Below are 20,660 nucleotides of genomic sequence, written 5' to 3' on the forward strand. Positions count from 1 at the left end.
GGCTTTTTCCATGTCGCCCCCATTCGCTCAATCGCATATTGATTGTGCCGCCCGAACCATTCTATCAGCATAAAAACGGCGATGAGCGAATGGGGGCGACATGGAAAAAGCCGTTTCGGTATATTCTGTATAATGCGATTGTCATTGCTATTCTCATGTTCGCCGTCGAAAATTCACCGGAATTTATTTATTTTCAATTTTAAGTTATGAAAAAGTTTATTGTTGGAACAATTTTGTCAGGGATACCGTTGCTACTCTTGTTGCTTGCAGGATTATTTTTGCCTCCTACGCCTAAGGCGGCAAAGAAGTATTCGCTTTATTTATCACGGCAAAAAGATTCATTGTTAATGAATGTTGAATCGCCAAGAGTTATTTTTGTGGGTGGTTCCAATGTGCGTATGGGGTTGAATTGTCAAATAATCCGCGACTCTCTCAATCTAAATCCAATCAATGCAGCCATGCATGCCGCATTTGAATCATATATGATGAACAACACTCTTCAATATGTGAGTAATGGGGATATTGTGGTATTAGCATTTAATTATGCGACTTTTTTGGGAGATTATGACCGTGTTTCCAGAGAATTGCTATCGGTCGTCGCTGATGGGAATAGTTCCAAAGTTCGATTGCTCAGTACAAAACAAAAAATAAAAATTCTCCAACATATACCTAATTTTTCTCTTTCAAAATTTAGACCGACAGCCTACTTTAATGTAAAAAACGCCTTATCCAATCAATACGGCGATACTTATGAGCATTGGACACTTAAAAAGAAGAAGTTTAGATCAAACGGAATTAACGGGAAGTTCAACCCGGAAGTGATACAGGGCATAAAAAAGTTTCAATCAGACCTTGCAGCCAAAGGCGCAACCTTGCTTGTAACCTATCCAAGCTATCAAGACAGGTCTTTTTTCAATACACAGGTTGCCGTAAAAGAAATTGAAGCCCAATACATCAAAACCGGCTTCACAGTTTTGGGTACTCCGGAACGGTATGTGTTTCCCGATTCGTTAATGTACGATTCGCCTTATCACTTGGGCGGCAAGGGGGTAGAACTCCGCACGCAATTGTTGATTGAAGATTTGAGAAACTATCTAAAAAATAACCAATGACAAATTAAGTCTGGACAGGATGAAGGATTGGCAGGATTTTCAACAATCCTGCCAATCCTTTAATCCCGTAAATCCTGATTCAGACAATTATTTGCGTTCTGTGTTTTGTCCCGCAAGCACAGTTTGCAAATATAATAGCACCTGAAAAAAAAATGGCAACAACCATCAATTGCCGCCTGCTGTAGCTGACGGAGCGCAATGTTGTGTTCTATGTTGAAAAAAAAGACTCATCTCTTATTAAAATAAGATAACAACTCAGCCGTATTCATGTCTTTAATCTCAGCATAAATTTTCGCTTGAATGTCGTTCTTCATCTGAACGCAATCAAAATCTTTTCTTACCGAAGCTCGTTGTATCATGTATTTTCGTTTGCTTTACAGCTACCAAAACATTCCGACTGCAAATTTACGAATAAATTTTAAACCCACCAAATAAAAAAAATGTCGCCACATATTTTTAAAACAAAATAAATCCCACTATTTTCCGTTTCTATACAAAAGGAGATGAAATTATGAAAAAAGACCGCCTGTTGTGGGCTGATGATGAGATTGATTTGCTTAAGCCGCATATCCTCTTTTTGGAGGATAAGGGCTATGAAGTGGTGACCGTGTGTAGCGGGCAAGATGCGATTGAGGCTGTTCATGAGGCGGCTTTCGACCTGATTTTCTTGGACGAGAATATGCCCGGATTGAGTGGTTTGGAAACATTGGCGGTCATCAAAGAGGCGCAACCGACTGTGCCGGTGGTGATGATTACCAAAAGTGAGGACGAAGGCATTATGAATCAGGCGATTGGCAGCAAGATTGCCGATTATTTGATTAAACCCGTCAATCCGAATCAAATTTTGCTGTCGCTCAAAAAAAATCTGCATAAAAATCAGATTGTGACCGAAACAACAGCCAGCAGTTACCAGCAGGAGTTTATGAAAATCGGAACGCAGATAGGCGATTCGCTCACAGCTGACGATTGGAAAGATTCGTATAAAAAACTGGTACATTGGGAGTTAGAACTTGCCTCTTCGCAAACCGGCATGACCGACCTGCTGAACGCCCAAAAGGCAGAAGCCAACCAAATGTTTTGCAAATTTATCAGGAAAAATTATGAAAGTTGGCTCTCACAGCCCGAAAATCCCAACCGCCCTGTGATGAGTCCGGATATTTTCAAAAAAAGCGTGTTCCCGCTGTTAGACCAAGGCGACAAGGTGTTTTTCATCCTGATTGACAATTTCCGCTGGGACCAGTGGCAGGTGGTGAAAGAGCTTCTGTCTGAGGCGTTTACGTTTCAAGAAGACTTGTATTATTCCATTTTGCCGACAGCCACGCAATATGCTCGTAACGCCATTTTTTCGGGTTTGATGCCCATTCAGATTGAGAAACTGTTTCCCGAACTTTGGGTGGACGAAGACTCCGAAGAGGGCAAAAACTTGAACGAAGCCCCCTTGATTAAGACCCAATTGGAACGTTTTCGCAAAAAATACACGTTTTCTTACCATAAAATCAACGAATCGAGTTTCGGCGAAAAATTGTTGCAACACTTCAATCAGTTCGACAATTCGCAGCTCAATGTGATTGTGTTCAATTTTGTGGATATGCTGTCGCACGCCCGCACCGACTCCAAGATGATGCGCGAACTGGCATCCAGCGCGGCTGCCTACCGGTCGCTCACCCGCTCGTGGTTTCAACATTCGACCGCTCTCGAATTTTTTCGCAAAATAGCCGAAAAAGGCTTCAAAATAGTGCTGACAACCGACCACGGCACCATCCACGTCAACAACGCCATCAAAGTGATAGGCGACAAAACCGTGAACGCCAATCTGCGCTACAAATTGGGAAAAAGCATGACCTACAACCCCAAAGAGGTGTTTGAAATGGCAGACCCCGCCAAATTCGGACTGCCATCGCCCAACGTGAGCACGCACTACATCTTCGCACAAAATGCCGACTTTTTCGCCTACCCCAACAATTTCAATTACTATGTATCCTATTACACCGACACTTTTCAGCACGGCGGCGTGTCAATGGAAGAAATGATGATTCCGCTCATCACACTGGAGCCAAAATAAAAGTTTTTTTATTCATGCACTTGCACATCTCATAAATTATATCTAATTTTGCGCCTTAAAAATTTAAAAATTATTGTATGTCAATTACAACACTTATGATTGCCATTTTTGTCGTGGGCTATGTGTTTATTGCGCTGGAAGACGTGATACATATCAACAAAACGGCTACGGCTCTCTTGCTGAGCACTGTTCTCTGGGTCTGCCTGAGTCAAATCGCCCCCGGTGTTCCCGAAATGCACGCAAGTTTGGTTGAAAACCTGGGCGATGTGGCAGAAATTCTATTCTTCCTGATGGGTGCGATGACGGTGGTCGAAATAGTCGATGTGCACGGCGGTTTTCGGCTGATTACCAACAACTTAAAAATAAAAAATCGCGTGAAACTGCTGTGGATTACCTGCCCTTTGGCATTTATTCTGGCTTCGGTGTCCGGCAATCTGACTACGGCGATTATTATGGTGGCTCTGATTCGCAAATTGGTGGGCGACAAGCACGACCGCTGGTTTTTTCTTGGCATGGTGATTGTGGCGGCGAATGCCGGTGGCGCGTGGTCGCCTATCGGTGATGTTACTACGGTGATGCTCTGGATTAGCGGCAAAGTGAGTGCCGAAGGTGTTATCGCCAACGATTTGATTTGCAGTTTGGCGAGCATCCTGGTGCCTCTACTCGTGCTGACGTGCACTATGAAGGGCGATGTGGAACGTCCTCCCATCGCAGAGAGCGAAAAAACAAGCGATGTGACACGCGGACAAACCATCACCGTAGTGTGCCTCGGCATCGGCTCACTGCTGTTTGTGCCCTTCTTCAAAGGTATCACGCATCTGCCGCCGTATTTGGGGCTGTTGGGCGGTTTGAGTATCTTGTGGATATATATGGGATTTCTGCACAAACGCCGTTTGGCAGACGACAGAGACCATTACAGCGTTACCAATCTGTTAAGCCGCATTGATATGTCGAGCATCCTGTTTTTCCTGGGCATCCTGATGGCGGTGAATGCGCTGAAAGATGGCGGACAATTGACCATGCTATCTGAATCTTTAGAGAAAATTCCACTGCCGGAACCGAACAAATACTATGTGATTACGATACTTATCGGGCTGTTTTCGTCCGTTATCGACAATGTGCCGTTAGTGGCTGCGGCTATCGGGATGTACGACTTCCCGATGGACCACTATTTCTGGGAATTTGTGTCCTACACGGCAGGCGTGGGAGGCAGCCTCCTGATTATCGGGTCGGCAGCCGGTGTAGCCGTGATGGGCATGGAAAAAATCGAATTTATCTGGTATCTCAAAAAAATCTCCTGGCTGGCTTTGCTGGGCTATGCATCCGGCTGCGTGGTGTACATTTTGGAACATTCGATATAGTCGGGCATTGCTAATTAAATATATATTTGTATCTTTGCAGCCAAAAAAGCTTATGAATTGTCCTTTCTGTTGCTCATGCATCATAGAAACGGAACGCTATCTATATTTAATTAGCAATGCCTAAAAAAAAACAACATGAATTGGAGTTTATTCAAAATTTATGTTTACCTTTGCACCGTTTTTTTTATACAATTAACAAATGTTGTTACATGAGAATACATAAAGAGGGTTATAAGATAATTTTTGCTGCTTTTGTGTTGCTGATTGGAGTGAATTTTGCACTGCATTATGTCGACAAAAACACGCTGTTTTATCTCAGCTTGTTTGTTTCTATCGCCGGTTTTTTGGCGGTGGTCAATTTTTTTCGCAACCCGCGACCTTTTTTTGAGGAGAACACCGACGACATCGTGATTGCGCCGGCTGATGGTCGCGTAGTGGTGATTGAAGAGGTGTTTGAAGCCGAGTATTTAAAAAGGAGTTGCCTGCAAATCTCCATTTTTATGGGACTTACCAATGTGCATATCAATTGGATGCCTGTAAACGGCAAGATTGTGCATTACGGGCATCAAGACGGGCGATTTAAGGCTGCGTATTTGCCCAAATCCAGTTTGGAAAACGAGCGTTCATCGGTAGTGATTGAGCGAAAAAACGGCACACAAATACTTGTGAGGCAAATTGCCGGTGCCATGGCGCGCCGCATCGTCACCTATGCCGAAATCGGACACGAAACGCATATCAACGAGCAGTTGGGATTTATCAAATTTGGCTCGCGGGTGGATTTGTTCTTGCCGTTAGACGTAGATATTCAGGTCGAACTTGACCAGAAAGTCTATGGCAATCAAACAGTTGTAGCAAAATTTAACACCTCGGCATGATGAAAATAATGAAACACGTACCCAATTTTATCACCTGCCTGAACCTGTTTTCAGGCTGTTTGGCGTGTGTTGCGGTGCTACATTTCAGCGGCGATGCCAAATTTTTAGCGGCATTTTGCTTCATAGCGTTGGCGGCGGTGTTCGATTTTTTGGACGGATTTGCCGCAAGATTGCTGCACGCACCCTCCAAAATCGGCACGGAATTGGATTCGCTGGCAGACGTAGTCAGCTTTGGAGTGGCTCCGGGCTGCATCGTCTATGTCTATTTGGAAGGTATCACTGATGTTATTGCGGGCTTGACCTGCAATCCCCTGCCGGGCATCGAATTTTTAGGATTTTTGCTACCCATATTTGCAGCCTTGCGATTGGCGAAATTCAATCTTGATACGCGGCAGACAACCTCTTTTTTAGGACTTCCCGTACCGTCGTGTGCGTTGTTTTTTGCCTCATTCATCCCATCTATAAATGCCGTTTCTGTGCCCTGTAAGGTGTTTATTGTGTTGGCTCTCGTGCTTGTTTTTTGCGCTCTGATGGTGTCCGAAGTCCCCATGTTGGCGTTGAAATTCAAAAATGCGAGTTGGAGAAACAACAAGTGGTCATTTTCGGTGGTGATTGTTGCAATTATTCTCATCGGTGTTTGTGCGCAAAGCGGAAATCCGCTGTTGGGCGTGTGCCTCGCGATTGTTGCCTATGTCCTGCTGTCGCTGCTCCACAACATCGTTTCTTCACATACGCAACCGCATTCCGGCAAAAATGGTGTCGGGTTTTAAGTTAAAAACGGCATTCTTTCCCCCCGCCATAGACAAGCCGCAGCGGTCGCAAACACCGGCATTTTTCCCCGCACAAGTTTCCAAGCGAGTCCCGTCGGACTGAATGAAATTGGACACCCAGCATTGCTTCTTGAAGTTGTTGTGCTTCATCAGTTTAAGTCCCGAAACCGAGTTCATAATCGGGTAGCCCGCCCGTTTCTTGGCAATAATCAAATCAATGACTTCAGCACGCTTGTCCCAATCCAAAAACAGCTCTTCCGTACCCGCGTAGGGCGTATGAAAATTCAGCGAGATGGATTGAATGGCAGGGTTATTTTTGGCAAATTCGATGGTTTCCTCCACCGAAGTGTAATTTTTGGCGTTGATGACCATATTGACACTCAACTTCGGATGATTGGCTGTGGCGATGTTTTGCACCAGGCGGTCAAACGTTCCTTTGCCACGAATTTCATCGTGAAACGCGCCCAAACCGTCGAGGCTCACCCAAATAGAATCGGCGTGGGAACCTGCGAAGGGCATCTGCGCGTTGGTAGTCATCGTGGCAGAATAGAAGCCAATTTCTTTGGAGAGGTCGATGAGGCTGTTCAAATCAAGCATTGGGGCTTCGCGCCACAAAGTAGGCTCGCCACCCTCAAAATCAACGAATCGCGACCCCAGCCGATAGGAGTATTCCAATTCCTCCCGAATTTGCGCATACGTTTTGATGTGCGGATTGTGCGATTGATACACCGTGCAGTGCTTGCAAGCCAAATTGCACTTGTCCGAAATGAACAGCACCGTTTGCAGCGGTTTTTTGCTGCCAAAAAACTTTGCTTTGAGAAACCAGTAGGGGAGGTAGAATAGGGATTTCATTTGAGTTATGAGTTATGAGTTATGAGTTATGAGTTTTTAATTCTTATTAATTCTATCAACAACCCGCTGTATCTCCGCCATCACATCTGCAAACGCAACGCTCTCTCCTGCAATCATTTGCCCCTGTATATCCGCATAATCCCGCTCCCATTCCGACATCAATTCTGCCGGCGGCATTGGATTCAGATTGGGCGGATAGTGGGACGTGTAATCCACGCCGCCAATTTTTGTGAAACGTTCCCGATGTGCGACAATGGAATTGTACAACTCCTTGTCTGTTATGGCTTTGTCTGCAAAATCTGTTTGGGCGATGCGGTAAAGGTCGTAAAAATGACGACTTTTGCCCTTGATTTTCATTTTTCCCTTTGGGCGTTGGTGCTCTTCGTGCAGCAAAAACAATTTTTCGAGGAAAGTTCGTTCGGGATTGACACACCGAAAACGAATATCTTCGTCGGCAAAGGGCAAATCAGGGAACGCCTGCCCAATCATCGAACGGAACGGACGAATGGTTGACGGTTCCATGAGCGAACGACTGCCAATTTCCAGCAACACACGCGGCAATACATATTCAGAGTATTCAGTTACAACAGGATAGCGCACCTCAATTTTCACAGGGTCATCGTCCGCATCTTTTTTGTCCACTACGGCAAGTTCAACATTTGCAATTCCCGCATCCACAAATGCGGTTGATAGGGCATATAGAAAATCATTTTCAATATAGGCGTTGGAGGCATCCTTTAATTTCCCGACTTGCGTTCGACTTATGTCGCCCGAAAAGCCAAAAAACTCCCTGTTGATTGCCAAATCTATATCCTCGCTAAATCGGTCAATCAGCCCCCATGCTTTGCTTAATGAGGTGCCACCCTTGAATACAAGGTGTTCAACTACATCCATTTGCGTAATCAGTCGCAACGTTTGCACCACCCACCAATCTTTTTCGATGATGAAAGGTTGCAACTTGATTTTCTTCGACACTTCCAATAAAATGTCTTGGCGTTCTTTTTTGTTTAATTCTATCCAATTCATATAATTTTGTTTTATAATGCTTTACGCATAATTATTTTTATCCATTCCGGAGCCAACGTTATATCATGGGCTAAATGCTGCGGCTTTTCCTTTTTGAGAACGGCAACAATTTTCTCTATATCGGCATCGGTAATCCTTTCTTTCCGAATAGATTTTAATGCCTGTATTGCCAGCCCGCTTATTTTGCCTTTTGCCGCGAGGTTTTTGGGTGCTGTCTTTTTGAATTTCAATGTTAAATCGCCCACTCTTACCGTTCTCGGCATCCCATCGGTTAAATACACTGCTTTCATCGGAACTTGAGTGGACAACCCCAAAAGATTTTCGGCAGACAATCCTGTTGGGATTATTTTTGCTTTATCTCGCTTAGCGATGGCAGCAACAATACTGTCAAAAGACGGATTTATTTTGCCAAACCATTTGCTTTTTTGTGGAATGGCATAAATTCCCCGACTCACGCGAACTATTTTTTCTTGTTTTGTCAAGCGTTCCAAAGCCTTATTACAAGCTTTAATGTTCCCACAAGCAGCAAAATCATTTGCGAAAAATATTTTTCCACGTCGATTTTGCCTCATCTTCTTAAGTATCTTATTTTCAACAGTATAATCCATATATTTTATCATTTCTTGTCGCAAAAGTAGTCGATTTTTGCGACAAAAACAAGCTTTTTTTAATCAATAAATCCGGCAATAATGAGAATCATGCAAAACGCCGTCAGCAAATTGCGCGCCAATAGCCATCGAATCATAAACCAGTCTATTTCGGCGGCTTGCAGGCGTTGCCAATCGCCCATCGGACCCATCCACCATTGCGGAGCGAACTTTTTTTCGGGGTGCCTTACAAATTGGAACATCAGCAAAAACAGTCCCAACGCCATCGGCAGGGTTAGCAGCGTAAACAGATAATAACCGGAGAGATAGCCCATAATCACACCGACTATGATGCATATATATGCTGCCACCAGCAACAGCAACAGTGCGAGCAACATGCGGGCTTTGCTGTGTAGCAAAACGGCGAATGTCATCTTACCGACCTCTTTGTCAGGCTCGTAATCCATGATGGAGTGCGTGTACACGATGTTGGCGACCAACAACCCCACCGGAATGGAGATGAACAGCAACTGCCCGTCCAACTGCCCGCACGCAGAATAATAGACCCCCGCCATTGCCAGCGGACCAAACATAATGCCAATAACCACCTCACCCAGACCGTGATACGACAAGCGAAGCGGCGCGCCCGAATAGGAAATCCCCAGCACGGCGGCTATGGCGGCAATCCAAAAAACGGTGTTGCCCCGATAGAGAAAAATCACCAGCCCAAGGCACAGCGCGATACATCCAAACGTGAGGCAGGCTGCCAAAAGTTGCCTCAAAGAGGCTTCTCCGGAGGTGATGTAGGCGCATTTGGAAATTCGCGCCCGCATCCCTTTTCGCGCCAAATTGTCGCGAAACTCTGCCCCCTTCACTTTATAGTCGAAATAATCGTCAAACAAATTCATACTCAAATGCGCCAACACCACGCCCAACAGGGCACACAGCCCCAGCCAAAGCGAAAAACCGGCAGTCTGCGAAGCCATACACACAGCCAGCACCGCCGGCAACAGGCTCTGCGGCAGCGATGTAGAACGCGCATTTTTCAACCAAAAACGGATTATATTCATCTGTAACTATTCTTGGGGTGCAAAGGTACAAATAATAAAAATACAAGTCATCATTATTTCCCCACGCAAAACTTGCGAAAGATATTCCCCAGCACTTCATCGGTGGAAATTTCGCCGGTGATTTCGCCCAGATAGTGCATACATTCGCGGATGTCTTGGGCTACGAAATCGCCGGAGAGGTTGGTTCGCAGCCCTTCTTCTGCGCGGCGGATGGCTTCGTGGGCTTTGCACAGGGCTTCGTGGTGGCGAACGTTGCTCACGATGACATCCTGCTCGTTGTAGCGGGTTAAATTGGCGGCTTGCAGGAGGGCGGCTTCCAATTTTTCTGTGTTTTGGTGGTATTTGGCGGACAAATAGATATGGTCTGCCTTTATTTGCGGCAGAAATTCTTTTTCCAAAATCAGTTGCTCCTCCATGTTCAGTTTGTCGATTTTGTTGATGACCAGCAGCAATTTTTTATGCACCGTTCGGGGCACAATTTTATCCGCCAATGTGTCGATTTCTTTGTTAAATTTGGTCGCGTCCACCAGCCAAATCACGATGGAGGCTTGGTCGATTTTCTGAAACGTGCGCTCCACGCCCAGCAATTCCACTTCGTCGGTGGTGTCGCGGATGCCTGCCGTGTCGATAAAGCGGAACGTGATGCCACTAACGTTCACCACATCCTCAATCACATCGCGCGTGGTGCCGTGAACGTCCGACACAATGGCTTTCTCCTCGTGCAGTAAGTGGTTGAGCAGCGTGGACTTACCCACATTCGTTTCGCCGACAATCACCACCGGAATCCCATTTTTCAGCACATTGCCCAAACTGAACGAATTGACCAGCTTAGTCAGCGAAACACCAATCGTATCCGCCAATTCCAGCAAGCGCACCCGGTCGGCAAACTCCACATCCTCCTCATTAAAATCCAATTCCAGTTCGATAAGCGACACAAAATCAAGCAATTGCGCCCTCAACGCCCGCAACTCTTTGCTAAACCCGCCCCGCATCTGATTCATCGCCACCCGATGGGCAGCAGCCGAAGACGAGGCAATGACATCCGCCACAGCCTCCGCCTGCGACAAATCCATCTTGCCATTCAGGAACGCCCGCTGCGTAAATTCACCCGCGCGAGCCAGCGTACAGCCATTTGCCAACAACAATTTCAAAATTTCCTGCTGAATAAAAATTGAGCCGTGGCATGAGATTTCCACCGTGTCTTCGCCGGTGAAGGTGTGGGGGGCGTGGAAAACTGCGACGAGGACTTCATCAAGAGTAGCAACATTGCCAAAACAAACTGTATTCGCCTGCATTTCAGCCACTTTCTGCCCGTTCTTGGCAACAAAAATCTTATCCGCAATAGCAAACGCCTCACATCCCGAAATTCGGATGACGGCGATGCCCCCTGTTCCTTGGGGGGTTGAGATGGCACAAATTGTTGTATTACTCATGTTTTTTATTTTTATTGTACGATTGTTTTTATTTTTATTTGCAAATGTACGATTATTTTTTGTGATTATCCGCAAATGTGCCGCTAAATTTTGCTAACCGCCTGAGCAAACAAAAAAGCAGAAACCCCTCACCGCCATTGATTGGGAAGTCAGGGGTCTCCTGTCAAATAAAAAAATTAAATGCTTAAAATGTGGATAGCAATTATTTGATTAAGATCTGTTTACGAGGATAGCTATACTGACCATTAGCCGAAACAACAAATCCGTCCACATACTCAAGACTTCCTATCCATCCACCTACCGGAGGTGCAATCGTCACTGTATTGCCGGTATAAGTTACAGTACCACCAGAAGGCGACGTATACAATGATTCCGATGCGACAGCCTGATTAAACTTAATAACTATGCTCGCGTTTAAGCCTACCGTAGCGAGATAACTAATTATTTCAAAAGGCTCTACTGCTGGAATAACCTGGTTATACTGCACACTTACTGGCGACGGCGCGTTTACCGTTCCTGTTGGATGGGTGTATCCTCCGGTGCTATACTTTTTCCCATTTACCGTTATTTCAGAGGCAAAGGTGAAGGAGGCATTTTCAGGAAGACCGGTTATTTCATACTTACCATTTACATCAGTAGTTGCTGAAAACTTTCTAGTAAGATATGAACCTTGAAGAGTGATTTCAAAAGAAACACTTGCAGCAGGGCTTACATTTTCGCGGGAGATGCTGCCTGTTCCGATTGTATCGGAAAGAGTTACATACCCTGATACTTTCGCTCCACTTTTTGTCAAAGTTACATTACTACTGGATGGTAGGGAGGCGAGCGCAGTAGCATAGCCTTCTTTTCCAACCGATACAAGAGTATTGCCGGCCGGTACTTCCAAGGCTGCAATTCCACCTTCATCGGTGGTCGCTTCTGTGCCATCGCTCAGTGATTTTACGGTAGCACCTGCAAGCGGTCCGTTATTGTCAGCTACATAGATAGAAAAACGATCCCGTTGATTTACATTCAGCGGATCGTCCGAATCACACCCTACAAAAACACTCGCACACGCAGCCGTAGCTGCTACAAAAAATACATTTCTTAAATTTTTCATTATTCTAAATTTTTACGTCCGTTCCTTAAACAGACCATTATTTTTATTTTTCCTACTCTAAACGGCTTCGTAGGTGTCTTGCCCCCTTTTAAGCAGTTGTTGGGCAACTGTGTCCTTCCTCACTATACGCAGCATAAAAAAAGCGCGGACAAAATTCTAATTCTTTCTCCGTGCTGTGAGGTTCTCGAATACCTGATGACCAAAATAAAACGATTTTTGCCCTTGCCGAAACGGCACGAGCGTATTTGCTTTACCTTCTTTGGTCATCACAGAAATTTTCGAGATTTCACAACACCAAAATATTAAGCTATAACGCTTTTTCCCAAATGTCTTAAAATGTGCGTATTACCGCTGTTATGTCTTCATAATCTCCTATTATTTAAAGGGTTTATCACTTGCCAAATTCGCCCATTCATTCGAGCCAATACTGGTTGACATTTGCTCAACCCGCAGGGAACAAATTCGGGCGCAAAGGTACAACAATTTTTTTTAAATACAATGCAAAAAAAAAAAATTTTTTGCGATTATTTTTTTTGAATCTGTTTAGGGAAACGCATTGTCAAAGTCAGGAATAGCGCTTTATCGCCCTTGCAATCGCCGTATGTGGCTAAGCGGTATTCGCCCCGATGCGGGTAGAGCTGAAGCAACCGCCGTTTTTTTTCTGCTCCATAGCAATTGGTGTCGGCAAAGCGACCGGTTAAGCAACTCTCTTGGTCGATTTCCAATTGGGTGCACAGGATGTTTGATATGCCCAGGTATTCGGCAAACGGGCGTACCCAATTTTCTATGCTTGCACTGATTATTAGGACAGAATCGCCCTTTTCGATATGTTTTTGAATGGAACTGATTGCCTGCCTGCGAATTAAGTGCATGGATTGTTGGCAAAACGTATCGCAAAGTTGATTGAAATCATGCAGTTTCATCCCCGTAAAGAAGAACGAAAACAAGCGCTGCTTTGCCTTCCAATTCGGATAGAGTCTAAGTTTGCAGGCTATCAATAGCGGTGAAAACAACAAAAATCCCCATAAAAAAACCAGCGGTCCTTTCGCAAAACTAATAAATTCCAATAGTGAGTCGCGGGTCGTAATTGTTCCGTCAAAATCGAATGCTGCAACTGTCTGTTTCACTTTCATTTACCGATAATAAATTAGGGGTTTATGCCAAAACCCTCAAACCCATCGGCAAACTAAAAGCGCGATACTGCTCGTTGTGTGCTCATTTCTACGTTCTGGCTCTGGCAAACCATTTCTTCCAAATAAGTCCGAAAACAGTTCACGCCCAATTAGACGTGAACCTTCGCAACTTATCCTCGGAAGAAATTTACCAGATTTCGAACGCAGGAGAATAAGAGCTAAAAGCCCTGTTATTATAATTTAATTTTTAACTTTTCATTTTTTTTGCTGTTTAACGGCGCAAAAGTACACATTATTTTTGACTTTCTGCATAAAAATCCAAAATTTTGGAGCGAAAGATGTATTCGTTTTTTGCCTGGATGCGGTCGATTTGCGTTTGTGTTTGTTTGGTTTTGGCTTCGTTGAAGTCGAATGTGGTGGCTTTGCCAAGCCCGCAGAGTTCGGAGGTGGCTTTGAAGGATTCGGTGGCGGCTGCTACTGCCTGTTCGGTTGCCTTCAATTTTTCGCCGGCTGCCAGTGCGTTTTGATAGGCGGTTTGAATTTCTTTGTAGAGTGTTTTTTTTGCGTTTTCTACTGCTAATTGTTGGTTTTCTACATTGATGCGGGCTTTTTTGACCTGATTTTGGGTGGCGAAGCGGTTGAAAATCGGGATTTGCAGGCTGATGCCGATGTATTCGCCCCGCTTGTTGTTGAGTTGTTCGCCCAAAGTTTCATTTTTGCCGCCATTATCGCCAAACAGATAATAATAGTTCGTGGAGATGCCCATATCCAAGCTCAGCGTGGGCAAATGACCCGCTTGGGCAATTTTTACATCCTTTGCCGCGCCCTCTGCTCGCAATTCCTGTTCTCTGACGATGGGTTTCACGTTCACCGCGTAGTCATAGAGCTGTACAGGCGATTGTAGCGGGGCAATGAGTTGATTTTCAATGTCCGGCGCGGTTACGTCAAAATCGGGGGTGAAATCGAGTTCCAAAAATTGCGACAAGTTCAATAATGCCAAATTCAAACTGTTCCGTGCTTCCACCACCGCCACATTGTCTTTGGCAACTTGCGCCTGAATATCAAGCAGTTGCGTGTGTGCCAACTTGCCCGACTCAACCAGAAAGCGCGTTTTGTCGGCTTGCTTTTGACTTAATTGGTGCTGCTCTTCTGTCACGTGCAGCGTTTCTTTGCAAAAAATGACCTGCAAAAACTGCCCAACCACATTGATAGACAGGTCTTCCTTCGCTTTTTTCAAATTTTCCGTTGCCGCCGCCACATCCAATTTGCCGCGCGCAATTTCGTTGGAGATGCGAAAACCCGTGAAAAGCGGCATCGAAGAGCGCAGAGCAAAATTCGTCTGCGATTGTTGAATGTCATCATAAGTGCCCAGAGCAGTTTGCGCACGCCCAAAACTCACCGTTTCATCCACGCCCCCAGCCAGGTTTGGCAACCGGCTATTTTTCGCCGTATTCAAATCTTCCTTAGCAGCCTGCACCTGCAAACTGCGCTGCTTAATATCAATATTATTCTTCTGAGCATATTCCACGCATTGCTCCAAAGTCCAAGCCCTTTGGGCAGTTACCAGTGACCAGTTACCGGTTACCACAATGCACAAAACAAACAGCCTTAGCGTCATTGCGGGCTTGACCCGCAATCCCCTGAAAAAGAGCCAAATGTAAAGTTTTTCACAACCCATCAATAGGGAAAGCAATATGCGGTAGGTTTCTTTCATCATTCTTAATTCTTAATTTTTAATTTTTTTGGGGTCAATTTCGTTACCTCGCAGCTTGTCGTTGAGGGTGATGCCGCTTTGTATTTCTACGTCTATGCCGTTGGACATTCCTATTTTTACTTGTCGGCGTTCGAAGTCATCTTGTTTGCCGGTTTGTGCCAAACTATCTGTGAGAACATAGACAAATGTGGAGTCGCCGCTAAATTCCAATGCGCTTTCGGGTACTTTCAAAACATCCTCCATACGTTGAAGTACTACTTGAGCGTTGGCACTGTAACCTGCACGTACAAAGGTAGTTGGAGGTATCTGAACCGCTGCCTTTATTTGAAACAATACCGCCCCATTGGTGGAGGTTCCTTTCGGCGCGATGTATTCCAATACCGCATCAAACTGTTGGTTATCAATCGCTCCAATCGTGATGCGGAGGGGCATTCCTTCTTTGATTTTGCCAACTTCCGTTTCGTCAATCGTGCCTACGAAAAGGAGGTCGTTCATGTCGGCTACGGAGGCGATTGTTGTGCCATCGTTGAACGTATTGGCTTGAATCACAGAGTTTCCGACCTTGACCGGCACGTCCAAAATCATCCCTGCAATGGTTGAGCGGATTTGCGTATTGCTCAGGTGGGCGTAGCGACCGGTTACCCCGTCGCGCACAATATCCAAGGCACTCACGGCATTGCTCGTTTCCTCTTTTGCCTTGTTGTAAGCCGCCTCCGATGCCTCAAACTCCTCTTTGGAAATCACCTCGTTGGCATATAAAGACGTTTGACGGGCAAATTCCTGCTCAATTTTTGTCTGCTCGATTTTCGCAATGCGCATCCGCGATTCGGCGGAGTTGAGCGAACCCATTTCGGGGATAACTTTCACACGGGCAAGCACTTCGCCCACCGTCACGCGCTGTCCTGCTATCTTTGTTACCTCCGTGATAATGCCCGAAATTTGCGGTTTAATCAAAATCTCATCCCTCGGCTCAATCGTGCCGGTAGCCACAGTCTGGTTTTCAATATTCCCCATTTCAGGCGTTACAATATCATACAACAGCACTTTCGGTCGCGACTTTGCCCACAAAAACCAAAAAGTAAACACCACAACCAAACCGATTGCAGTGAACAGCACAATTTTTCCAAAATTTCCTTTTTTCATATATACTTTGTTTATATGCGGGTACAAAGGTAGGATTTTTTTATGAGTTATGAGTTTTTTTTTGTAATTTTGCCCGCTTATTTCAATTATTCAGTGTTATGAAATTTACAAAAATGCACGGAGTCGGCAATGACTATGTGTATGTCAATGGCTTCACGGAAGATGTTGCACGCCCCGAAGAGTTTTCTATCTTCATTAGCGACCGCCACAAGGGCATCGGCTCGGATGGGTTGGTGCTGATTTTGCCCTCCGAAACGTGTGATTTTCGGATGCGGATGTTCAACGCCGACGGCTCGGAAGCCCAGATGTGCGGCAATGCCACCCGCTGCATCGCTAAGTATGTATATGACAGGGGTTTAACAACAAAAGAAACCATCTCGCTGGAAACCAATGGCGGCGTGAAAATCCTGAAATTATACCCCAAAAACGGCAAAGTGGATACGGTTACGGTCGATATGGGCGAACCAATCTTGGAGGCAGAAAAAGTGCCCGTCACATGGTCGGAGGCACAACTCATCAACCGGATAATTGATTTTCAGCCGGAAAAATTCTCCGTCACAGCCGTTTCTATGGGCAATCCTCACGCGGTGATTTTCACGAAAAGCAAATTCAGCACGTTGGACATTGAGCGAATCGGGCGCAAAATCGAAAATCACCCCATGTTTCCCGAAAAAACCAACACGGAATTTGTCGAAATCATCTCCCCTACCCTCGCAAAAATGCGCGTGTGGGAACGCGGTAGCGGCGAAACACAAGCCTGTGGCACCGGAGCCTGCGCCACATTGGTAGCCGCCGTGCTGACAGGTCGCTTAGAGCGCAAAGCCACCATCGCGCTGCTGGGGGGCGATTTGGAATTGGAATGGAACGCCGAAAACAATCACGTGTTTATGACAGGTCCCGCTGTGGAGGTCTTTTCCGGAGAAATTGAATGGTGAACGCACAAGATATTGATATTGAGGAATTTAACTATGATTTGCCTGATGAGCGGATTGCTAAATTTCCGCTGTCGCAGCGCGACCGGAGTAAGTTGCTCGTTTTTCAGTTACCGGTTAGCAGTTACCAGTTACCAGTTAGCAGTTACCAGTTAGCAGTTACCAATTACCGGTTGCCGGTTATTTCGGAGAGTACTTTTGCTTGTGTTGGGGATTTTTTGCCTGCGGGTGCGCTGTTGGTGTTCAATAATACTAAGGTGATTCAGGCTCGGATGGTGTTTCGGAAGGCTACCGGTGCGGCGATTGAGATTTTTTGCTTGGAGCCTGAGGAGCCTTCGGATTATGCACAGGCTTTTGTGCAAACGCGCTCGTGTACGTGGCTCTGCATGGTGGGAAATTCCAAACGCTGGAAAGATGAAAAATTGACACAACAAATTGATAATCTGACATTTACTGCCGAACGCATCGCCAACTATGGCGATACACACCTCGTCCGTTTTGAATGGTACTATTCCGATTGGAACACCCCTGCCGCCCGTTCCGATTGGAGTTTTGCCGACATTCTGGAAAAATTTGGCGAACTGCCCATCCCACCCTACCTCAATCGCCCCACGGAGGAGCGCGACAAGGTGACATACCAAACAATTTATTCAAAAATAAAAGGCTCCGTAGCAGCCCCCACCGCCGGTTTGCATTTCACCGCCGCAGTGCTGGAATCACTAAAAAAGAAGCAAATCAACTTGGAAGAATTAACCTTGCACGTGGGCGCAGGCACATTCAAACCCGTCAAAACCAACCGTTTAGCCGACCACGAAATGCACGCCGAGTGCATCACAGTAAAAAAAACAACCATCGAAAAACTGCTGAAACACGCCGGACAAGTCATAGCCGTAGGCACCACCTCCGTCCGCACCCTCGAAAGCCTCTATTACATAGGTGCCACCCTCGAAAAAAATCCAAACGCCACACCCAACGAATTGGCTGTCACGCAGTGGACTCCCTACGCCAAATCCCCTGACCACCGTCATTGCGGGCTTGACCCGCAATCCCCTGCCCGCAATCGTCATTGCGGGCTTGACCCGCAATCCCCTGACCAATTGCCCACTTGCAAGGCATTACAAAATGTGCTGGATTATATGACCCTGCAAAAAATCAACATCCTCACCACCCACACCCGCATCCTAATTGCACCCGGCTACAAATTTAAAATCGTCAACGGCATCATCACCAATTTTCACCAGCCAAAAAGCACGCTACTGCTGCTGATTGCAGCATTCACGGGCGGCAACCATTGGCGCGAGATTTATGACTATGCGCTCGCCAATGATTTTCGATTTCTCAGTTATGGGGATAGCTCGCTGCTGTTGAGATGCTAATTTATTGCCTTTTTGCTGCTACTCAGCCACCTTCCACTCCTTGACATTACGAGCCGCAGTGTCAAACACCACCCCCACCTTCACAATCTCGCGTTTTTCATCGGGATTAGTTTCAAAGGGCTTTGCATAGCCCTTTTCTTCGATTTGGGCGAGAGCCTCATCAACAGTGCCCCCTGAGGTGACTTTAAATTCAAAGATGTAGATTTATTGGTAATTTCAAAAATTCACGGCGAGCCTCACCATTTGGAAAACCCAATATATAAAAATGAGCACTTTCGCTATAACTCTTAATCGTAAGATAGCCTGTTTGAAAGAGCATCGGCGTTAGATTTCCACTTTCTCGTCGATAATCATTGATGGCGGCGGCTGAAATTGCAATCCCTTTTTCAAAGTCCAAAATGTCGAACTTGTTTTGCACCAATTCGTTGACAAGAAATGTGGGCGTGCCGGTTTCGTACCAATAACCGCCAAATTCTCCTTTTGCTAAAACATTTACAGTACTGAATGGATTATATACACTTGTTCCACTTCGATGAAAGTGGTAGCCATTATATTCATCCTTCATCTTTTCGAGCGTTTTCTCGTATGAAAGTCCCGTTGCCCGTGCTAAGTTTTGAATTTCCGGCTCAAAATTAGTTTCCAATTCTTCTTGAGTAATGCCGCAAATGGCATCATATTTTTCCTGCAACGAGATGTCACTCAGCTGATTAAGGTCTGAACCTTGGAAAATTTGGTTACACCCGTTAACAGAGCGAAGCGGATATATTGGTCGGCACCTTTCAACACAGAGAAAAAACCTTTGAGAACATCTCTTACTTGCTGATTTAGTTCGGGTTTGTCCATCGTTTGTGTCAACGCTCGGTCATATTCATCAATCAGAATAACAACATTTTTGCCGTTTTGCTTGGACGCTCGTTTTATTAGTCCTTCAAATCGTTGTCCAAACGATTCTTCATTTTCTCCTTTGCCCCATATTGCCTCTAAATTAGAGAGTTTGCTATTCAGAAAAGACTCCACCTGCGCCACATTATCGCTGTAAGTATCAATCACAAAATCAAAAATAAACACCGGATATTTCACCCATTCCGACTCCAATTTTTCCATCGCCAACCCTTTGAACAGCTTTTTATCTCCGCGAAAATAGGCAGCAAGCGTGGAAACGAGCAAACTCTTCCCAAACCGGCGCGGGCGGGAGAGAAAATTGTGGGTAGCATCATGTGCCAATTCATAAACCAGTGCCGTTTTATCAACATAGACCCAATCCTCCAGCACCATCTTATCAAAAGCCTGGATGCCAATCGGCATCTTACGGCGGCGAATATTCGTGTTATTGTTCATTTTTTTTTGATGTTGTATGCCGACAAAGGTACAAAAATTATTTCATTTTGTCCCTACCGGACAGCAATAGGCAATATCGGTTCGCTATTTCATAAAATACGTCATTTTCACTCCAATCACCTGATTGCCTGAACTTTCAAAGTAGTCGCCTTCCGTCCGTACGTTGCCAAATGTGTCGGACAAGCCGAAATAATAGCGACCTTCGAGCACAAATTTGCCTATACCTGTGCGCAGTTCAAACCCCGCGCCGCCTGCTATGCCGTAGTCCCACTTGTTTTCCACTTTCAGGTCGTAATATTCATAATCGCCGCGCGAATTGGGGTCTGGGATGTTTTCCAAGACTTTTTCTGACAAAAAATAGCTCAACTGCGGACCGATGTGGATGATAATTCGCGTGTTTTTGCTCGTTTTAAAATAGATATGTGTCAGCAGCGGAAATTCGAGATACGCTAACGAGCGGGAATAGTTATTGAAAAAATAGGCTGCCGTGTCCACTTTTTCTTTCCAGCCGCGCATGGAATAGTTGAGCTCGGCTTGAAGGCCAAACCTTGGCTCTGAAATGTAGCGAAACGTGACTCCGCCCTCGTATTGTTGCAAATAAGTTTGCGGCACGGTGGGGTGGAAGCGCATCTCGGTGAACGTCACGCCGCCGTTCACGCCAAAGTTCCACTCCGGTTGAAAGTCCTGGGCAGTTACCGGTGACCAGTTACCGGTTACCAGTAAGATGAGGATTGTGAGGATTGTTGTGATTTTGCTTTTCTTCATTGGGACATTACC

The 20,660-nt window shown here is 45.5% G+C and carries 21 protein-coding genes; 8 read left to right on the forward strand and 13 right to left on the reverse strand.

All coding sequences use genetic code 11. From position 1 onward, the window contains the following. The 6 genes from ASC50_RS01705 to ASC50_RS01730 form a co-directional block, all read left to right on the forward strand. Positions 1 to 203: hypothetical protein (locus tag ASC50_RS01705; RefSeq protein WP_226995324.1), on the forward strand; the 203-nt coding region annotated here is incomplete at its 5' end. Between the two features lie 3 nt (positions 204 to 206). Then, complete coding sequence (locus ASC50_RS01710) at positions 207 to 1,112, forward strand: hypothetical protein (RefSeq protein ID WP_055430683.1); 906 nt, start codon at positions 207 to 209, stop codon at positions 1,110 to 1,112. A gap of 511 nt (positions 1,113 to 1,623) precedes the next feature. Continuing rightward, positions 1,624 to 3,174, forward strand: a complete 1,551-nt coding sequence (gene porX, locus ASC50_RS01715) for a T9SS response regulator signal transducer PorX (protein WP_055430682.1) — start codon at positions 1,624 to 1,626, stop codon at positions 3,172 to 3,174. Positions 3,175 to 3,251: 77 nt separating this feature from the next. After that, positions 3,252 to 4,535, forward strand: a complete 1,284-nt coding sequence (gene nhaD / locus ASC50_RS01720; RefSeq protein ID WP_055430681.1) for a sodium:proton antiporter NhaD — start codon at positions 3,252 to 3,254, stop codon at positions 4,533 to 4,535. 209 nt (positions 4,536 to 4,744) lie between these two features. After that, the gene (locus ASC50_RS01725) at positions 4,745 to 5,410 is read left to right on the forward strand and encodes a phosphatidylserine decarboxylase family protein (protein WP_055430689.1); all 666 of its coding nucleotides are present in this window, start codon (positions 4,745 to 4,747) and stop codon (positions 5,408 to 5,410) included. Further along, positions 5,410 to 6,180, forward strand: coding sequence for a CDP-alcohol phosphatidyltransferase family protein (locus tag ASC50_RS01730; RefSeq protein ID WP_420885203.1), 771 nt, complete (start codon positions 5,410 to 5,412; stop codon positions 6,178 to 6,180). The genes ASC50_RS01725 and ASC50_RS01730 overlap by 1 nt, the downstream gene beginning before the upstream one ends. On the opposite strand, the gene ASC50_RS01735 is transcribed toward ASC50_RS01730, so the two are convergent. From ASC50_RS01735 to ASC50_RS01775, 9 genes are all read right to left on the reverse strand, one after another. Then, a complete protein-coding gene (locus ASC50_RS01735; RefSeq protein WP_056928629.1) occupies positions 6,136 to 7,032 on the reverse strand; it encodes a radical SAM protein in 897 nt (298 codons plus the stop codon). The two genes, ASC50_RS01730 and ASC50_RS01735, sit on opposite strands and share 45 nt — an antisense overlap. Before the next feature lie 36 nt (positions 7,033 to 7,068). Continuing rightward, positions 7,069 to 8,058, reverse strand: coding sequence for a nucleotidyl transferase AbiEii/AbiGii toxin family protein (locus ASC50_RS01740; protein ID WP_055430678.1), 990 nt, complete (start codon positions 8,056 to 8,058; stop codon positions 7,069 to 7,071). An 11-nt stretch (positions 8,059 to 8,069) separates the two neighbouring features. After that, positions 8,070 to 8,678 (reverse strand): DUF6088 family protein, encoded by a 609-nt coding sequence (locus ASC50_RS01745; protein ID WP_226995326.1) that lies wholly within the window; start codon positions 8,676 to 8,678, stop codon positions 8,070 to 8,072. A gap of 47 nt (positions 8,679 to 8,725) precedes the next feature. Beyond that, complete coding sequence (locus tag ASC50_RS01750) at positions 8,726 to 9,715, reverse strand: prenyltransferase (protein ID WP_055430677.1); 990 nt, start codon at positions 9,713 to 9,715, stop codon at positions 8,726 to 8,728. A gap of 53 nt (positions 9,716 to 9,768) precedes the next feature. After that, on the reverse strand, positions 9,769 to 11,148 hold the full coding sequence (gene mnmE, locus ASC50_RS01755; RefSeq protein ID WP_055430687.1) for a tRNA uridine-5-carboxymethylaminomethyl(34) synthesis GTPase MnmE: 1,380 nt from the start codon (positions 11,146 to 11,148) through the stop codon (positions 9,769 to 9,771). 202 nt (positions 11,149 to 11,350) lie between these two features. After that, positions 11,351 to 12,247, reverse strand: a complete 897-nt coding sequence (locus ASC50_RS01760) for a hypothetical protein (protein WP_055430676.1) — start codon at positions 12,245 to 12,247, stop codon at positions 11,351 to 11,353. A 524-nt stretch (positions 12,248 to 12,771) separates the two neighbouring features. Further along, the gene (locus ASC50_RS01765; protein WP_055430675.1) at positions 12,772 to 13,380 is read right to left on the reverse strand and encodes an HAD-IB family hydrolase; all 609 of its coding nucleotides are present in this window, start codon (positions 13,378 to 13,380) and stop codon (positions 12,772 to 12,774) included. Positions 13,381 to 13,672: 292 nt separating this feature from the next. Beyond that, the gene (locus ASC50_RS01770) at positions 13,673 to 15,097 is read right to left on the reverse strand and encodes a TolC family protein (RefSeq protein WP_082592029.1); all 1,425 of its coding nucleotides are present in this window, start codon (positions 15,095 to 15,097) and stop codon (positions 13,673 to 13,675) included. Between the two features lie 9 nt (positions 15,098 to 15,106). Beyond that, positions 15,107 to 16,237: an efflux RND transporter periplasmic adaptor subunit gene (locus ASC50_RS01775; protein ID WP_055430673.1), complete on the reverse strand. Its 1,131-nt coding sequence runs from the start codon at positions 16,235 to 16,237 to the stop codon at positions 15,107 to 15,109. 98 nt (positions 16,238 to 16,335) lie between these two features. Here ASC50_RS01775 and dapF point away from each other — a divergent pair, with 98 nt between their 5' ends. Both dapF and ASC50_RS01785 read left to right on the forward strand, forming a co-directional pair. Continuing rightward, entirely contained in the window at positions 16,336 to 17,172 is an 837-nt protein-coding gene (dapF, locus tag ASC50_RS01780) for a diaminopimelate epimerase (RefSeq protein ID WP_055430672.1), read from the forward strand. Further along, complete coding sequence (locus ASC50_RS01785) at positions 17,166 to 18,545, forward strand: S-adenosylmethionine:tRNA ribosyltransferase-isomerase (protein ID WP_055430671.1); 1,380 nt, start codon at positions 17,166 to 17,168, stop codon at positions 18,543 to 18,545. Before dapF ends, ASC50_RS01785 begins: the two co-directional genes overlap by 7 nt. Before the next feature lie 18 nt (positions 18,546 to 18,563). Here ASC50_RS01785 and ASC50_RS07440 read toward each other — a convergent pair whose 3' ends face one another. The 4 genes from ASC50_RS07440 to ASC50_RS01800 form a co-directional block, all read right to left on the reverse strand. Further along, positions 18,564 to 18,749, reverse strand: a complete 186-nt coding sequence (locus ASC50_RS07440; RefSeq protein ID WP_226995328.1) for a PD-(D/E)XK nuclease domain-containing protein — start codon at positions 18,747 to 18,749, stop codon at positions 18,564 to 18,566. Next, positions 18,736 to 19,233 (reverse strand): P-loop NTPase family protein, encoded by a 498-nt coding sequence (locus ASC50_RS08685; protein ID WP_055430670.1) that lies wholly within the window; start codon positions 19,231 to 19,233, stop codon positions 18,736 to 18,738. Before ASC50_RS08685 ends, ASC50_RS07440 begins: the two co-directional genes overlap by 14 nt. A gap of 11 nt (positions 19,234 to 19,244) precedes the next feature. Further along, on the reverse strand, positions 19,245 to 19,883 hold the full coding sequence (locus tag ASC50_RS08690) for an AAA family ATPase (protein WP_055430669.1): 639 nt from the start codon (positions 19,881 to 19,883) through the stop codon (positions 19,245 to 19,247). Between the two features lie 84 nt (positions 19,884 to 19,967). Beyond that, a complete protein-coding gene (locus tag ASC50_RS01800; protein WP_055430668.1) occupies positions 19,968 to 20,648 on the reverse strand; it encodes a porin family protein in 681 nt (226 codons plus the stop codon). Positions 20,649 to 20,660 lie beyond the last annotated feature (12 nt).

It is taken from the genome of Candidatus Symbiothrix dinenymphae (genome assembly GCF_001431085.1).

Excerpts from the sequence above, each read along its gene's own strand:
- ASC50_RS01710 (WP_055430683.1), top strand. The coding sequence starts at position 207 with ATGAAAAAGTTTATTGTTGGAACAATTTTGTCAGGGATACCGTTGCTA.
- porX (WP_055430682.1), top strand. The coding sequence starts at position 1,624 with ATGAAAAAAGACCGCCTGTTGTGGGCTGATGATGAGATTGATTTGCTT.
- nhaD (WP_055430681.1), top strand. The coding sequence starts at position 3,252 with ATGTCAATTACAACACTTATGATTGCCATTTTTGTCGTGGGCTATGTG.
- ASC50_RS01725 (WP_055430689.1), top strand. The coding sequence starts at position 4,745 with ATGAGAATACATAAAGAGGGTTATAAGATAATTTTTGCTGCTTTTGTG.
- ASC50_RS01730 (WP_420885203.1), top strand. The coding sequence starts at position 5,410 with ATGAAAATAATGAAACACGTACCCAATTTTATCACCTGCCTGAACCTG.
- ASC50_RS01735 (WP_056928629.1), bottom strand. The coding sequence starts at position 7,032 with ATGAAATCCCTATTCTACCTCCCCTACTGGTTTCTCAAAGCAAAGTTT.
- ASC50_RS01740 (WP_055430678.1), bottom strand. The coding sequence starts at position 8,058 with ATGAATTGGATAGAATTAAACAAAAAAGAACGCCAAGACATTTTATTG.
- ASC50_RS01745 (WP_226995326.1), bottom strand. The coding sequence starts at position 8,678 with ATGATAAAATATATGGATTATACTGTTGAAAATAAGATACTTAAGAAG.
- ASC50_RS01750 (WP_055430677.1), bottom strand. The coding sequence starts at position 9,715 with ATGAATATAATCCGTTTTTGGTTGAAAAATGCGCGTTCTACATCGCTG.
- mnmE (WP_055430687.1), bottom strand. The coding sequence starts at position 11,148 with ATGAGTAATACAACAATTTGTGCCATCTCAACCCCCCAAGGAACAGGG.
- ASC50_RS01760 (WP_055430676.1), bottom strand. The coding sequence starts at position 12,247 with ATGAAAAATTTAAGAAATGTATTTTTTGTAGCAGCTACGGCTGCGTGT.
- ASC50_RS01765 (WP_055430675.1), bottom strand. The coding sequence starts at position 13,380 with ATGAAAGTGAAACAGACAGTTGCAGCATTCGATTTTGACGGAACAATT.
- ASC50_RS01770 (WP_082592029.1), bottom strand. The coding sequence starts at position 15,097 with ATGATGAAAGAAACCTACCGCATATTGCTTTCCCTATTGATGGGTTGT.
- ASC50_RS01775 (WP_055430673.1), bottom strand. The coding sequence starts at position 16,237 with ATGAAAAAAGGAAATTTTGGAAAAATTGTGCTGTTCACTGCAATCGGT.
- dapF (WP_055430672.1), top strand. The coding sequence starts at position 16,336 with ATGAAATTTACAAAAATGCACGGAGTCGGCAATGACTATGTGTATGTC.
- ASC50_RS01785 (WP_055430671.1), top strand. The coding sequence starts at position 17,166 with ATGGTGAACGCACAAGATATTGATATTGAGGAATTTAACTATGATTTG.
- ASC50_RS08690 (WP_055430669.1), bottom strand. The coding sequence starts at position 19,883 with ATGAACAATAACACGAATATTCGCCGCCGTAAGATGCCGATTGGCATC.
- ASC50_RS01800 (WP_055430668.1), bottom strand. The coding sequence starts at position 20,648 with ATGAAGAAAAGCAAAATCACAACAATCCTCACAATCCTCATCTTACTG.